This is a genomic window from Streptomyces sp. 796.1 (assembly GCF_047525675.1).
Taxonomy (GTDB): domain Bacteria; phylum Actinomycetota; class Actinomycetes; order Streptomycetales; family Streptomycetaceae; genus Streptomyces.
The window spans coordinates 120835-136235 of the sequence record NZ_JBLIWA010000007.1; the positions used below are offsets into that span (position 1 = coordinate 120835).

Genomic DNA, 15401 nt, shown 5'->3' on the forward strand with positions numbered 1-15401 from the left:
TCGGCGTCGTGGCGCGGCTGGATTCCCTGTGGATGACGGGGCGTTACGGGCCGGGGCATGTCAGAACTCCAGCCTTTCGCGGCGGCCGAGCCGCATGACGATCGCGGCGAAGATCATCGTGACGATCAACAGGGCCACGCCCAACGCCGTTCCGTAACCCGCCTGCCCGTCCTGAATGCCCTTCGTGTACACGAACCACGTCAGGACCTCGGTCGAATAGTCAGGACCACCGGGCCCGACCGTCATGATCTGGACCACGGCGAACGAATCCAACGCCAGGATTCCCATGTACACCCAACCGGTCTGCACCGTGTCCCACAACAACGGCAAGGTGATCCGGAAGAACGTCGTGAACCGGTTCGCCCCGTCGAGCAGGGCCGCCTCGTAGAAATCCCGCGGAATCGTGCTCATGGCGGCCGAGAACAACACCACGTAGAACCCGACGTTGCTCCACACCATCACCGCCATCACACACCACAGCGCATACTTCGGATCACCCAGCCAGTTCGGCTGGAACGAATCGAGTCCGATGCCCGAAAGGAACGAGTTCAACGCGCCACTGTTCGGGTTGTACGCGAACTGGAAGATCAGCGCCACGATCGCGATCGACAGCACCTGCGGAAAGAAGTACACCACCTTGTACACGGAGGATCCCTGTACGCCCGAGACCACCGCGCCCTTGCGCCGCCCGCCCACGTTCAGCATGAAGGCGAAGAACAGCCCCATGCCGAGCGTCACGAGCGGCAACACGAGCAACAACACCAGATTGTTCCGCAAGGCATGCCAGAAGACGTCGTCTTCCCACATCTTGCGGTAATTGTCGAACCCCACCATCTGGATATCGGAGCTCAAACCGCTCCAGTTGGTGAACGAATAGTAGATGGCCTGGACGAACGGCGAGAGAACAAACACCGCATAGATCGCCAGAGGCAGGGCCAAGAACCCTACGATGAAGCCGTACTTACCGTGCCGCACTGCTACCGACCCCATTTCCCGCCCGCGAGGCATGATCTGGTCGACGCCGGACTAGCGGTGCCGGTACTTCTTCACCGCATCGTCCCGAGCGGTCTCGTCAGCGAACTTCTGGCACTTGTCCATGCACTCCTTGGGCGACAGGCGACCCGCCATCATCTCGCCCAGTGCGGACGTGCCGATCTTTTCCTTCTGCAAGCGCACGTACCAGTCCTGGAGCCGCGGGTTCACCACGTTCTCCCCCGCCTTCGTCCACAGCTCCTGCGCCGACGCCAGCCCCGGCGCGAGCGTCAGCCCCTCGGTGCCACCGTTCAGCGAGGAGAGCGAGGACACCTGCTTGATGAACGTCTGCGTCGACTTCTCGCCCAGCATGATCCGCAGCAACTCCATGCCCCCCTGCGGGTTCTTCGCGTTCTTCGGCACGATGAACGGCTCACCACCGGAGGCCCAGATCGTCCCGAACGGCAGCTTGTCACTCGCATCCAGCGAGGACGGCGCACCCACCGCCATGTCGAAGTTCTTCGGCGTCGTCTTCTTGGACTCGTTCTCCACCCACGAGCCGTTCGGGATGAAGAGCGCCTTGCCCTCGTTCCACGCCACCTGTGACTGGGTGTGGTCAAGGCCCGGGGTGCCCTTGAGGATGTATCCCTTGGCCTGCAATTCGTGGTACGCCTCGAACGCCGACTTCACCGCATCGTGCTTCCAGGCGTTCGGCTCCAGGTTGTCGATCGCGTCCAACACCTCGCGACCGCCGATCTTCGCGATGAACGGATACAGGCTGAACGGCAGGTAGTACGGGTACTTCCCCGGATACGTCCACCCCGCGATCCCCTGCTTCTTCGCGTCCTCACACAGCTTGAGCATCGCGTCCCAGTCCTGCGGGTACTCCCAACCGTGCTTCGCCAACAGCGACTTCGAATACCACACCCCGTAGATCGTGTAGGCGTAGTACAGAACCCAGACCTCGTCCCCGTCGAACTGCCCCATCTCCGCCACGCCGGGCCGCAGCGTGTCCCGCACCTTCTTCTTCGGATCGTCCAGGGACGGCGCGTCCAAAAGCGCCCGCAGGTCCGTCAACTGCTCCTTGGCGACCAGCGTCCCGAAATCCATCTGTTCCGCACCCGAGTTGTCGATCAGGTCCGGCGGCGTACCCCCGTTGAACCGCGGCGCCAACCGCGCCTGGATCTTCTGCGTCGCCGTGTGCTTGATCTTCCCGTCCGTCTTCGGATAAGCCGCCACGTACTGCGCCTCAGCGGCCTTCGCGTACTCATCACCGAAGCCACCGTCGAAAATGACGACGTCAAGCCCCGCGCCCTCGTTGACCGCCAGCGGATTCTTCGCCGTCCGCTCTCCCTTTTCGACCTGCTTGGTGTCGTCACCACCACCGGTCGCACAGGCGCTCAGCGCCGTCATCGTGGGCACCGAGATCAGCCCGATTGCCGCTGCTCGTTTCACCAGATCGCGTCGACCGAATTCTGAGGTGAATCCCATGGCAAGTCCTCGCCTTCTTCAGGACTGTGCGGTGCCAGATCTCCCGTACTTCGTCCGCGTACGACGAACGCCCCGACACCGCGGGTCAGATAGAGCTGGAGGTGCTGAATTGCGCAAAGACACGGACGACGGGCACGCGTCAGATTTGGGCGCGCACATCCGTCGTCGGGTCCATTGCCGTGGACCACGGCGGATCAGACGCGACAGGTATAGTCCACTTGGCGTGACGGGGCAAGATTGGCAGCAGAAATCGTGTGCGTCTTTCCCGAGTTGAGACCTCGGCGGCTTACCACCACCGATGGCACAGCGGGGCGCCCGAACCCGCACGTCCGAAGTGCTTTTCCACCCCTGGCACGCACGTACCGCGGACATCTCGGAGCCTCGCTGGATTGCCCGTGCCACACCATCTCCGACCTGCCCTTTCGGGCAGCGCAGACAGGCTCTGGCGGCCCGCCCGTAGCACCGGCCGCAGACACGGAAGCGGGCCGCATTCCCGCTGGGGAATGCGGCCCGCTCAGGCTTACCCGGGCCGGCTGGAAACCGCCCGTGCCGATACGGAAGGGCGGATTTCTCTCACCCGGCCATCGGCTTAGTCCAGACCTTTAGCGCACCGGAACGAAATTGCCGACCCGGTGCGCTCGGCCGGTTCTTTACTTGCGGATCAGCGACCGCAGGACGTACTGCATGATGCCGCCGTTGCGGTAGTAGTCCGCCTCGCCGGGGGTGTCGATGCGCACGACGGCGTCGAACTCCACGCCACTGTCGGTGGTGACCTTGACGGTGCGCGGCGTGGCGCCGTCGTTGAGCGCGGTCACACCGGCGATGGCGAAGGTCTCCTCGCCGGTCAGGCCGAGCGTCTCGGCCGTGGCGCCCTCGGGGAACTGGAGCGGCAGCACGCCCATGCCGATCAGGTTGGAGCGGTGGATGCGCTCGTAGGACTCGGCGATGACGGCCTTGACGCCGAGCAGCGCGGTGCCCTTGGCGGCCCAGTCGCGGGAGGAGCCGGAGCCGTACTCCTTGCCGGCCAGGACGACCAGCGGGATGCCGGCGGCCTGGTAGTTCTGCGACGCGTCGTAGATGAAGGAGACCGGGCCGTCCGCGACGGTGAAGTCGCGGGTGAAGCCGCCCTCGGTGCCGGGCGCGATCTGGTTGCGCAGCCGGATGTTGGCGAACGTGCCGCGGATCATGACCTCGTGGTTGCCTCGGCGCGAGCCGTAGGAGTTGAAGTCACGCCGCTCGACGCCGTGCTCGGTGAGGTACTTGCCCGCCGGGGTGTCGGCCTTGATGGCGCCGGCCGGCGAGATGTGGTCGGTGGTGACCGAGTCGCCGAGCTTGGCCAGGACGCGCGCACCGGCGATGTCCTGCACCGGCGACGGCTCCATGGCCATGCCCTCGAAGTAGGGGGGCTTGCGCACGTAGGTGGACTCGGCGTCCCACTCGAAGGTGTTGCCGGTGGGGATCGGCAGCGCCTGCCACTGGGCGTCGCCGGCGAAGACGTCGCTGTAGGACTTGGAGAACATGTCCTCGCCGATGGCGCTGGCGACCACGTCGTTGACCTCGGCCTCGGTCGGCCAGATGTCGGCGAGGTAGACCGGCTTGCCCTCGGTGTCGGTGCCCAGCGCCTCGGTGGTGATGTCCACCTTCATGGAGCCGGCGAGCGCGTACGCGACGACCAGCGGCGGGGACGCCAGGTAGTTCATCTTGACGTCGGGGTTGATCCGGCCCTCGAAGTTGCGGTTGCCGGAGAGCACCGAGGTGACGGCCAGGTCGTTCTCGTTGACGGCCTTGGAGACCTCGTCCGGCAGCGGGCCGGAGTTGCCGATGCAGGTGGTGCAGCCGTAGCCGACGAGGTTGAAGCCGACCTTGTCGAGGTAGGGGGTCAGGCCCGCCTTGTCGAAGTAGTCGGTGACGACCTTGGAGCCGGGCGCGAGGGTGGTCTTGACCCAGGGCTTGCGGGTCAGGCCCTTCTCCACCGCCTTCTTGGCCACCAGCGCGGCGGCGACCATGACGTACGGGTTGGAGGTGTTGGTGCACGAGGTGATGGCGGCGACGGTGACGGCGCCGTGGTCGATCTCGTACGTCGATCCGTCGGGGGCGGTGACGGTGGTCGGCCGGGTCGGCACGCCGTTGGTGGCGGCCGGCGCGTCGGAGGCCGGGAAGGACTCCTTGCCCGCCTCCTCGTCGTCGCTGACGTAGTTCCGCACGTCCTGCGCGAACTGCTGGGCGGCGTTCGCCAGCACGATGCGGTCCTGCGGGCGCTTGGGGCCGGCGATGGACGGCACCACGGTGGCCAGGTCCAGTTCGAGCTTCTCGGAGTAGTCAGGCTCGGCGGCCGGGTCCAGCCACAGGCCCTGCTCCTTGGCGTACGCCTCGACGAGCGCGAGCTGCTGCTCGGAGCGGCCGGTCAGCTTCAGGTAGTTGATGGTCTCGGCGTCGATCGGGAAGATCGCCGCGGTCGAGCCGAACTCCGGCGACATGTTGCCGATGGTGGCGCGGTTGGCCAGCGAGGTGGCGGCCACGCCCTCGCCGTAGAACTCCACGAACTTGCCGACCACACCGTGCTTGCGCAGCATCTCGGTGATGGTGAGCACCAGGTCGGTGGCGGTGGTGCCGGGCTTGAGCTCACCGGTGAGCTTGAAGCCGACGACCCGCGGGATGAGCATGGAGACCGGCTGGCCGAGCATGGCCGCCTCGGCCTCGATGCCGCCGACGCCCCAGCCGAGGACGCCGAGGCCGTTGACCATGGTGGTGTGCGAGTCGGTGCCGACCAGGGTGTCGGGGTACGCCTGGCCGCCGCGGACCATGACGGTGCGGGCCAGGTGCTCGATGTTGACCTGGTGCACGATGCCGGTGCCCGGCGGGACGACCTTGAACTCGTCGAACGCGGTCTGGCCCCAGCGCAGGAACTGGTAGCGCTCGCGGTTGCGGCCGTACTCCAGCTCGACGTTCTGCGCGAACGCCTCGTGGGTGCCGAACTTGTCGGCGATGACGGAGTGGTCGATGACCAGCTCGGCCGGGGCCAGCGGGTTGATCTTCGCCGGGTCGCCGCCCAGCTCCTTGACGGCCTCACGCATGGTGGCGAGGTCCACGACGCAGGGCACGCCGGTGAAGTCCTGCATGATCACGCGGGCCGGGGTGAACTGGATCTCCTGGCTAGGCTGCGCCTGCGAGTCCCAGTTGCCCACCGCACGGATGTGGTCGGCGGTGATGTTCGCGCCGTCCTCGGTACGGAGCAGGTTCTCCAGCAGCACCTTCAGGCTGTAGGGCAGGCGGGCGGAGCCCTCGACCTTGTCCAGCTTGAAGATCTCGTACGACTCGTCGCCCACGCGCAGCGTGCTGCGGGCGTCGAAGCTGTTCGCCGACACGACAGTCTCCTTCATGCATGAATTCGCGCGTACCACCGCATCCTGCCGCCCGGGGACCTTGCCGATCCGCTAAGGTGTGCCTAACTTAGGTTCACCTAACTAGCGCGACAGCGGTACGCCTTCCCGGCAGATATCTCGATGTCGAGATAACTCTAGTACATCGCTGGCGCACGGTCATGCGCTGGCCTGCCCCTCGCGCACCACGCGGCCCTACTGCCGCACGCCTCACGGCTCGTCCGCCACGCGTCTCAAGGCTCGTCCGCAGCGCCCCCGCGCGGCCCCGGGCACCGGGCACCGGGCCCCAGGCGCCGCCCGGCGCACGGCCCGTCGTGCGCCGGGCGCTCCCCGCCGGTCCCGATCGGCACCGGTGGGCGCTGGTGGGCGTAGGTCGGCGCTGGTGGGCGTAGGTCGGCGCCGGGCCGGCGCCCGGCGCGCGCGTACGACGGGCCGCGACGGGCCAGTGGACTCCGCGCGCCCGCGGCCCCCGCGTTCCCGGACCGCTGGCCCGCCGGCCCGTGGTGCCCTACGGCGTCCGCATGGCCCGCTTATCGAGCTCCGCGCCGACGCTCCCCGGGCTCCCGGCTGCTGCACGGCTGTGCTGACTTGCTGGCTGTGCTGACTCTTCCGGCTGCTTCCACTGCTTCCACTGCTTCTGGCTGCTGCCGGGCACGGTCGTGGGCCCTGCCTCCGGTTCTCCCCGTCGCGGGGCGCGGCCCGGCTCAGATTTCGGTCGGCCGCTTCGGCGTGTCGTACCGGGGCGGGCCCGCGGACCTTCGCCGTCCCCGGCGGGCTTCACCTCGGCGCCGCCCCGCCCCCGGGCGCCTCGCCGGTCGGCGGCGGGACCGCGAAGAAGGCCACCGCCGCGAGGAGCGCCACACCCGCCGCGAGGGCCACCGTGCCCGACAGGGACCACGTCGCGAGCGGTCCGCCGACCGCCGCCCCCAGGGCGAACCCGGTGATCTTCAGGCTGGCCCCGGTGGTGAAGATCTGGCTCCGCAGGTGCTCCGGGGCCTCCCGGTGGCGCACCGCGAAGAGGGCCGCGAGTTGAGGTCCCTCGCCGACGCCCAGGACGAGCGCGGCCACCACGAGCGGGGCCGGTTCTCCCCAGCTGGCCAGGGTCAGCGCCGCGCACTGGACCAGGGCGCTGGCCCACAGCACCGTGTCCGGGGCGACCGCGCGCGGGAGGCGGGCGAGTACGGCGCCCGCCGCCAGGGCGGCGACCGCCGCACAGGACAGGAGCAGCGCCCCGCGACCGGCCCCGCCCATGGCGCGTTCGCCGAGGAGCGGAATGCACGCGAGCAGCACGCCCTGGGCGGTGCAGGAGACGGTCGAGGTGAGGGTGGCCCGGGCCAGGGCCCGCCGCGCGAGGATCACCCGGACGCCGGCCACGAGATCGCCGAGGACGGAGGCGGGCCCGGCGGCCCGCGCCCGGGCGGGGCGGGCGGGCACCAGCCACGCGGCGGGCAGCGCCGCGGCGATGAGCAGCACGGCGACCCCGACGGCCGTCGGGGCCCCCGCCACCTCCGCCAGCCCGCCGGCCAGGGCCGGGCCGGCCAGGCTCGCCGCGCTGAACGTCATCGCGTCGAGCGCGTTCGCCCTGGGCAGCCGGTCGCCGTCCGGCACCACCCGGGGCACCTGGGCCGTCCAGCCACCGGAGACGGCCGGCCCCAGCAACCCCGTCACCACCGCGATCAGCAGGGTGAGGGCGAGGGGCGACCTGCCCAGCGCCAGGAGGGTCGCCCCGAGCCCCGCCGCGTACAGCAGGAGTGCCCCGGCCAGCAGGCGCCCGGGGCGGTCCGCCCTGTCGAGCAGCACCCCGAGCAGCGGGCCGCCCACCGCGGCGGCGCTCGTGAGGGCCGCGAGCAGCGAGGCGGCGTCGGCGGCCGATCCGGTCAGGGCGAACCCCGCGAGCATCAGTGCCGGCCCCGACATCTCGTCCCCGATACGGGCCGCCACCGCCCCGGCGAGGTGGCGGTGGAGCGCATGTCCCCTCTTCATCGGCACGACGTTAGGGAGGTAACTCAAAACTCAGCAAGATGCGTTACATTCCGCCGATGGCCCCCCACCACGACGACTGGTCCACCCGGCACTCCGTGCTGAGTACGGCCCGACGCACCGCCGCCCTGCTCAACGTCCTCGCCGACGACCGCCCCGCTGCCACCGACGGCGGCGACGTCGCGGCCGTCGCCGCCGTGCTCCGCGCCTACGGCGAGGCCGAGCCCGTCGACCTCACCGCCGACGACGTCGCCCGGATGCGCACGGCCGGCGCGCTGCTGCGGCCCGTCTTCGCGGCCGAGCACGCGGACGCCGCCGCGACCACCCTCAACCGCCTGCTGCGCGACCACGCCGGGCCGCTGCGCCTGACCTCGCACGGCGGCAGCACCCCCTGGCACCCGCATCTGGACCGGGACGACGACGCGCCGTGGGACGTGTGGTTCATCGCCTCGTCCTGCATGGCCCTGGCGGTCCTCCTGTGGGACCGCCAACGGCCGCCCGGCCGGGTCTGCGCGTCCCCGGCCTGCCCGGACGTCTTCATCGCGCAGGGCAGCGGCCCGCAGCGCCGGTTCTGCTCCCGCCGGTGCGCGACCCGCGAACGCGTCGCGGCCCATCGGCGCTCGCGCGCGACGGGACGGCCCGGCGCAGGCGCGTAGCGGCCGGGCACGGAGGCCGGGTCGGCGCGTACGGGACGGGCGCGGGGCCCGGGGCGCGAGGTGGGGCCCGGGGCGGGTACGAGGTCGTCGGGGCGCCCGGACCGGCGAGGCGGGGGAGTTCGGGGCCGCCCAGGCCCGGCATGTGGACGTCGGCGAGGGCCAGATCGGGCCGCAGCGCACGCGCGAGGTCGAAAGCGGCGGGCCCGTCCGCCGCCCCGCCGACCGCCGTCAGTGGCGCCGCGCCCGCCCCCGCGCGGCTACCCCGCGGTCCCGTCCGCCAGCACCTCGGCCAGCGCGTGGGACGCCTGGCGGACCATCTTGGGGTTGGTGTCCCAGTAGTAGGGAAGGGCGGAGACCGCCTGGGCGAGGGCCCAGCCGCGGCCCCGTAGCCAGCCGGCGTCGTCCACGCCGAGTTCCGCGCGGAAGCGCTGCCGGCTCGGGCCGCTGAACACGTTCCAGGCGGGCTGGAGGTCGCAGGCCGGGTCGCCGACGTTGAGGGTGCCGAAGTCGATCACGGCCGACAGCCGCCCGCCGGTCACCAACAGGTTGCCCGGCAGCAGGTCGCCGTGGAGCCACACCTGCGGGCCCGACCAGGCCGGCGCGTGCAGCGACTGCTGCCAGGAGGCGAGGACCGCCGGCCCGTCGATGCGGTCGCCGAGTTCGGCGATCGAGCTGCGCACCTGTGCGTCGAGTTCGGCCAGCGGCGCGCCCCGGCTGCCGTGGCCGCGCTGGTGGGCGCCGGCCGTGTCGACCCGGCGCAGCGCGGTGATGAACGCGGCGAGGTCGACGGCGGCCCGCACCAGGTCCTCGATGGTGCCGTTGGCGTCGTCGCCCGGCAGCCACTCGTACACCGACCAGTCGTACGGATAGCCGTCGGCCGGCCGCCCCACCGCCACCTGCACCGGGACCGCGAGCGGCAGGTGCGGCGCGAACGCGGGCAGCCAGCGGCCCTCCTTAGCCGCCTGGCGGGTGGCCCAACCGATGCGCGGCAGCCGTACGGAGAGGTCGTCGCCGAGCCGGTAGATGGCGTGGTCGGTGCCGTAGGAGTCGACCGGGGTGACCGGGAGCCCGGCCCACTGCGGGAACTGGTCGGCGATCAGACGACGTACCAGTTCGGGATCGGTGGGCACTTCGTCGACATGCATCCTGATCGCTCCCATGCCGGCATCATGACGCACCGCGCCGCGCCGAGCAGTTCCTTTTTTTCCGCCCGCCCGGGCGCTGGTCCGGGGCGGTACGGGCGCGGGGCCGGGCGGTTCCGGCGCGGGCGGACGCGAGGGGGACTCGCGAGCGGTCGTCCGCCCGCGCCGGGCGTGGGGCGCGCGGCTCGGGCCCGGCGGCCCGGGGTGGTGCTGCGGAGCACGGCGGTGCGGGGGCCGCACGGTGCCGGGCCCGTGCGGGCGGCCGTACGGGGCGGCCGGCCGGGGGAACGCGGCCCCCGCGCGCCGCGGCCGGGGTTACTCGACCCCGAAGCCGCCCGAGAAGGAGCCGGCGTTCCACACCGACGAGCCGACCTGGTGGTAGGCGTCGAAGTAGGCCACCGAGCCGGAGGGCAGGTTCCGCGGCACCTTGGCGGTGAAGACGACCTTCGAGTGGCCCTTCGGGGTCGGACACTTGAACCCGGTACCGATGCCGATCTTCTCCGTGTCGGCGAAGAACACGCACTTCTTGTTGGGCTTGGCGGTCAGCCCCGGGTGCGGGCCGTTGGCCCACTGCGGGCCCATCTCGCCCATGTGTGCGCGGTCCAGGTAGACCCAGATGTAGCCGGCCTCGGGCGAGTCGACCGTGACGGTCACCTTGGTCCGGCTGCCCGGCTTGACCGGGACCTCGTTCCGGCTGACCCGGACCTTGGAGATCTCCTCGGACGCGGGGGCGGCCTGGCCGGCACGCGGGCTGGCGGGGAACCGCACGGCGGAGGCGGTCTCCGGCGAACTCTGCTCATCGGCGGCGCCGGCGCTGGGCACCGCCACCAGTCCGAACAGCACGGCACCCGCGCCGACCGCCACGCCGAGCGTCCGCCGCGGACGGCGGGTGACGACGGCCCGGGCACGGTGGGCAAGGGAATGGCGCATGGTGAGACCTCTTTCGGAAAGTGCAGGCGACTTACGGAAAGTGCAGCGACTTACGGAAGTACGGACAGCTACGCGCATGTGGGTGGCGTGGGCACTCCAGCCACCAGCACCGTAAGAGGCGCCTGCGGCACGCAACAATGACAGTCCTTTGGCAATTCATTGCCCGCAGCACCCTCCCCGCCGAATGTCCGCCCGCGCCGTCAACGACGCGTCGAGCAGCGGGCGTTGCCCCAGATCAGTGCCGTACGGCCGGAGCGCCGGCCACCGGGTGGGGAGACGCCGCCGGGCGGTGGGACGACCGGCGGACGCACCACCGGCGGCGGGCCGTGGCGCTCGGCCGGCGCGCCGGACCGAGGGACCCACCGCTGCGCCGGACCGGCACGCTCGGCGCGCCGAAGCCACGGCGCGCGCGACTGGCCCATCTGGCCGAGGCACCCGACCGGCACGCCACGCCGAGGAGATACGCCCCGTACCCGTATGCCCCCTGACAACCACCGCCTATCGCCACGAACGCCCCCGCACGCCCCGGCCGTCGCTTACTCACCCGCGGCACGCCGTGCACCAGCCACAACATGAGTACATCTCATATCTGAGATAATATCGATCTCATGACAGACGCCTATCTCGCCCGCATCGGCAAGCTCATCCGCGACGCCCGCCAGCACCGTGGCTGGACCCAGACGGAGCTCGCAGAGGCACTCGGTACCAGTCAGAGCGCCGTCAACCGCATCGAGCGGGGAAATCAGAACATCAGTCTTGAGATGATCGCTCGGATCGGCGAGGCCCTGGACAGCGAGATCGTGTCGCTCGGGTACGCCGGTCCGATGCATCTGCGGGTCGTCGGCGGGCGGCAGCTCTCCGGCGCCATCGACGTCAAAACGAGCAAGAACGCCTGCGTCGCCCTGCTGTGCGCCTCGCTGCTGAACGCCGGCCGCACCACGCTGCGCCGCGTCGCCCGGATCGAGGAGGTCTACCGCATCCTGGAGGTGCTGGGCAGCATCGGCGTCCGCACCCGCTGGATCAACGACGGCAACGACCTGGAGATCGTGCCGCCGGCCGAACTCGACCTGGCCGCCATGGACATGGACGCCGCCCGCCGCACCCGCAGCGTGATCATGTTCCTGGGCCCGCTGCTGCACCGCCTGGACCGGTTCCGCATCCCGTACGCGGGCGGCTGCGACCTCGGCACGCGCACCGTCCAGCCGCACATGACGGCGCTGCGCCACTTCGGCCTCGAAGTCACCGCGACCGAGGGCATCTACCACGCCGAGGTCGACCGCGCCGTCTCCCCCACCCGCGCCATCGTGCTGACCGAGCGCGGCGACACCGTGACCGAGAACGCGCTGCTGGCCGCCGCCCGGCACGACGGCGTCAGCGTCATCCGCAACGCCAGCTCCAACTACATGGTCCAGGACCTGTGCTTCTTCCTTGAGCAGTTGGGCGTACGGGTGGAGGGCGTGGGCACCACCACGCTGACCGTGCACGGCGTCGCGCACATCGACCGCGACGTGGACTACGCCCCGTCCGAGGACCCGGTGGAGGCGATGAGCCTGCTCGCGGCGGCCGTGGTCACCCAGTCCGAGCTGACGATCCGCCGGGTGCCGGTGGAGTTCCTGGAGATCGAGCTCGCGGTGCTCGAAGAGATGGGACTCGACCACGAGCGCAGCGCGGAGTACCCGGCGGACAACGGCCGCACCCGGCTGATCGACCTGACGGTGCGCCCGTCGAAGCTGAGCGCGCCGCTCGACAAGATCCACCCGATGCCGTTCCCCGGCATCAACATCGACAACGTGCCGTTCTTCGCGGCGATCGCGGCCAGCGCCCAGGGCTCGACCCTGATCCACGACTGGGTGTACGACAACCGCGCCATCTACCTGACCGACCTGACCCGGCTCGGCGCCAGCGTCAAACTGCTCGACCCGCACCGCGTCCTGGTCGAGGGCCCCACCCGCTGGCGCTCCGCCGAAATGATGTGCCCGCCCGCGCTCCGGCCGGCCGTGGTGGTCCTCCTGGCCATGATGGCGGCCGAGGGCACGTCGGTGCTGCGCAACGTCTACGTCATCAACCGGGGTTACGAGGACCTGGCGGAGCGGCTGAACTCGATCGGGGCGCAGATCGAGATCTTCCGGGACATCTAGCCGCCCGACGGGCCCGGCCGCGCACCAACGCCCCCCCGCCCGGCCGCCCGGCCGACTCTCCGACCTCGCCGCCGCCCGGTCTGCACCCCCGCAGGCCGGGCGGCGGCCGTTCCTGCACGGCGGTACGGCGAGAGGACGGCGCGACGCCCGGCGGCACGTACGCCCCGTACGCCCCGTACGACCGCCCAACGCCCGGCGGCCCATACGACCGCCCGGCGCCCGACGGGCCCGTACGACCATCCCGTGCGGACGGGCCCCCGACCGGCCCCTTCCGCCCCGCACCGGCTGATACGGAGAACACCCCCGCCCCTCCCCCACAACCCCCATACCGGCCAAAGAGATCCGCGACTTGGTGCGGTCCCGCCAGCCCCGCCGCTCTCGGGCCGTCGTCAGCTCTTCACCGCTCGACCAGCTAGGCGCCATGCACCCCGGGAATTACATAGGTTAGGCTCACCTAAAATCGCCGTCGGCCGCCTGTCGTCGCGCTGGTTCCCGTAGGCCGAAACACGTCCTTGGGCCGATGCGCGGAAGGCGGCAGTCGACACCTGATGCCTGAGAACGAGGACCGCCGCAATGCCCCTTCCGTTGACCTCCCTGCGCCGCCGGGCCGCCGTGGCCGCCGCCGGTGCCGTTTCGCTCGCCCTGCTGGTCACGGGCTGCGGCTCGGACGACAAGAAGGACGACAAGGACACCAAGAAGGACGCGGCGGGCGCTTCGGCCGAGGCCGGGGCCTTCCCCGTCACGCTCAAGAGCGCGCTCGGCGAGGCCGTGATCAAGGAGAAGCCGCAGCGCGTGGTGACCTTGGGCCAGGGCTCGACGGAGACCGCCATCGCGCTGGGCAACGTGCCGGTGGGCATCGAGAAGTACGAGTGGGGCAGCGACAAGACGGGCTACCTGCCGTGGGTCCACGAGGCGGTCACCAAGGCCGGCAAGGACCTGCCCAAGCAGTTCACCGGCGGTGAGGAACTCGACATCGAGGCCATCACCGAGCTGGAGCCCGACGTCATCCTGGCCCCCTGGTCGGGCATCACGCAGAAGCAGTACGACATCCTGAAGGACATCGCGCCCACCGTCGCGTACCCGGACAAGGCGTGGAGCACCGACTGGGACCAGCAGATCGACCTGATCGCCAAGGCCCTCGGTCAGCCGGCCAAGGCCAAGGAGCTGACGGCCACGATCAACAAGCAGCTCGCGGACGCCGCGGCCAAGCGGCCGAAGTACAAGGACGTGACGTTCTCGTACATCTACAACACCGGCCCCGGCACCCTCGGCGTCTTCAAGCCGAAGGAGCAGCGCGTGGAGATGGTCTCCAAGCTGGGCCTGAAGGTCGACCCGGTGGTCAACACCTTCAAGGAGACCGAGGGCACCGACTCCGCGCTGATCGGCCTGGAGAACGCCGACAAGCTCGCCGGCAGCGACGTCGCGTTCACGTTCTACACGGACGACAAGAGCCGCAAGGAGGTCGAGGCGCAGCCGCTGTACGCCGCGATCCCGGCGGTCAAGAAGGGCGCCCTGGTCTCCAGCAAGGACCAGCCCTTCGTCACGGCCTCCTCGATGATCAACCCGCTGACCGTGCCGTACAGCATCGAGCGCTACCTGCCGATGATCGACGCGGCCGTCGCCAAGGCCGGTAAGTAACTCCCGGGGGCCCGGAAGCGTGACCACAGTCTCGGCCCGGCAGGGCCCCGGCGTTCGTCGCCGGGGCCCTGCCGGGCTCTCCCTCGCCCTGGTCGGGTGTCTGCTGCTGCTCCTCGTCGCGCTGTTCGCCAGCGTGATGTACGGCAGCAAGCCGACCCCCGCATCCGACGTGCTGGACGTCGTCACCGGGGGCGGTGACACCTACCTGCGCACCGTCGTCGAGAGCCGCTACCCGCGGACCGCGCTCGGCGTGCTGGCCGGGGTGTGCCTGGCCGTCGCCGGGACGCTGATGCAGGGCATCACCCGCAATCCGCTGGCCGAACCCGGGCTGCTCGGCATCAACGCGGGCGCGTCCGCGAGCATCGTCGCGGCCACCGCCTACTTCGGGGCCGCCGGACAGCGCGAAACCATGTGGTGGGCGCTGCCCGGCGCGCTGCTCGCGGGGCTCGTCGTGCACGTGATCGGCACCGCCGGCGGCCGGACCGACCCGGTGCGGCTGGTGCTCGCGGGTGCGGTGCTCAGCGCCGTACTGGTCGCTTTCATCCAGGCCGTCACGCTCTCCCAGCCGCGGGTCTTCGACACCTACCGCTACTGGGTGGTGGGTGCGCTGGGCGGGCGCAGCTTTGACGTGTTCTGGTCGGTGCTGCCGTTCGCCGGTACGGGTCTGGTGGTGGCGCTGCTGCTCGGGCCGGGGCTGAACGCCATGGCCATGGGCGACGACAAGGCCACCTCGCTGGGGATCAGCCCGGCCCGGATCAAGGGGCTGGGGCTGCTCGCTGCGACGCTGCTGAGCGCTGCGGCGACCGCGGCGGTCGGCCCCATCGCCTTCGTCGGGCTCGCCGTGCCGCACCTGGTGCGGGTGCTGGTCGGCGCCGACTTCCGGCTGCAACTGGCCTTCTCGGCGCTGGCCGGGCCGTCGCTGCTGCTCCTCGCCGACGTGCTCGGGCGGGTGCTGCTGCGGCCCCAGGAGTTGATGGTGGGGGTCGTCACCGCCTGTGTCGGGGCGCCCGCGCTGCTGATCGCGGTGCGTCGGATGAGGGGGACGTCATGACCGTGCGCCCGCTGGCACGGCGC

The 15401-nt window shown here is 70.7% G+C and carries 10 protein-coding genes; 4 read left to right on the forward strand and 6 right to left on the reverse strand.

What is annotated here, in order from left to right; genetic code table 11:
• Positions 1-60: 60 nt before the first annotated feature.
• The 4 genes from ACMA1D_RS07170 to ACMA1D_RS07185 all read right to left on the reverse strand — a co-directional run bounded on the left by ACMA1D_RS07170 (position 61) and on the right by ACMA1D_RS07185 (position 7826).
• On the reverse strand, positions 61-975 hold the full coding sequence (locus ACMA1D_RS07170; RefSeq protein WP_414723030.1) for a carbohydrate ABC transporter permease: 915 nt from the start codon (positions 973-975) through the stop codon (positions 61-63).
• Positions 976-1026: 51 nt separating this feature from the next.
• Positions 1027-2463, reverse strand: coding sequence for an N-acetylglucosamine/diacetylchitobiose ABC transporter substrate-binding protein (gene ngcE / locus ACMA1D_RS07175; RefSeq protein WP_414723031.1), 1437 nt, complete (start codon positions 2461-2463; stop codon positions 1027-1029).
• Between the two features lie 650 nt (positions 2464-3113).
• Complete coding sequence (gene acnA, locus ACMA1D_RS07180; protein WP_414723032.1) at positions 3114-5828, reverse strand: aconitate hydratase AcnA; 2715 nt, start codon at positions 5826-5828, stop codon at positions 3114-3116.
• Between the two features lie 792 nt (positions 5829-6620).
• On the reverse strand, positions 6621-7826 hold the full coding sequence (locus ACMA1D_RS07185) for an MFS transporter (protein ID WP_414723033.1): 1206 nt from the start codon (positions 7824-7826) through the stop codon (positions 6621-6623).
• A gap of 38 nt (positions 7827-7864) precedes the next feature.
• Here ACMA1D_RS07185 and ACMA1D_RS07190 point away from each other — a divergent pair, with 38 nt between their 5' ends.
• Positions 7865-8479 (forward strand): CGNR zinc finger domain-containing protein, encoded by a 615-nt coding sequence (locus ACMA1D_RS07190; protein ID WP_414723034.1) that lies wholly within the window; start codon positions 7865-7867, stop codon positions 8477-8479.
• Between the two features lie 257 nt (positions 8480-8736).
• On the opposite strand, the gene ACMA1D_RS07195 is transcribed toward ACMA1D_RS07190, so the two are convergent.
• A complete protein-coding gene (locus tag ACMA1D_RS07195; RefSeq protein WP_414723035.1) occupies positions 8737-9624 on the reverse strand; it encodes an aminoglycoside phosphotransferase family protein in 888 nt (295 codons plus the stop codon).
• A gap of 312 nt (positions 9625-9936) precedes the next feature.
• Positions 9937-10551 carry a hypothetical protein gene (locus ACMA1D_RS07200; RefSeq protein WP_414723036.1) on the reverse strand — a complete coding sequence of 205 codons (615 nt, stop codon included), beginning with the start codon at positions 10549-10551 and terminating at the stop codon, positions 9937-9939.
• Positions 10552-11159: 608 nt separating this feature from the next.
• Here ACMA1D_RS07200 and ACMA1D_RS07205 point away from each other — a divergent pair.
• From ACMA1D_RS07205 to ACMA1D_RS07215, 3 genes are all read left to right on the forward strand, one after another.
• Positions 11160-12689: a helix-turn-helix domain-containing protein gene (locus ACMA1D_RS07205; RefSeq protein ID WP_414723037.1), complete on the forward strand. Its 1530-nt coding sequence runs from the start codon at positions 11160-11162 to the stop codon at positions 12687-12689.
• Positions 12690-13262: 573 nt separating this feature from the next.
• Positions 13263-14327 carry an iron-siderophore ABC transporter substrate-binding protein gene (locus tag ACMA1D_RS07210; RefSeq protein ID WP_414723038.1) on the forward strand — a complete coding sequence of 355 codons (1065 nt, stop codon included), beginning with the start codon at positions 13263-13265 and terminating at the stop codon, positions 14325-14327.
• 19 nt (positions 14328-14346) lie between these two features.
• Complete coding sequence (locus ACMA1D_RS07215) at positions 14347-15378, forward strand: FecCD family ABC transporter permease (protein ID WP_414723039.1); 1032 nt, start codon at positions 14347-14349, stop codon at positions 15376-15378.
• Positions 15379-15401 lie beyond the last annotated feature (23 nt).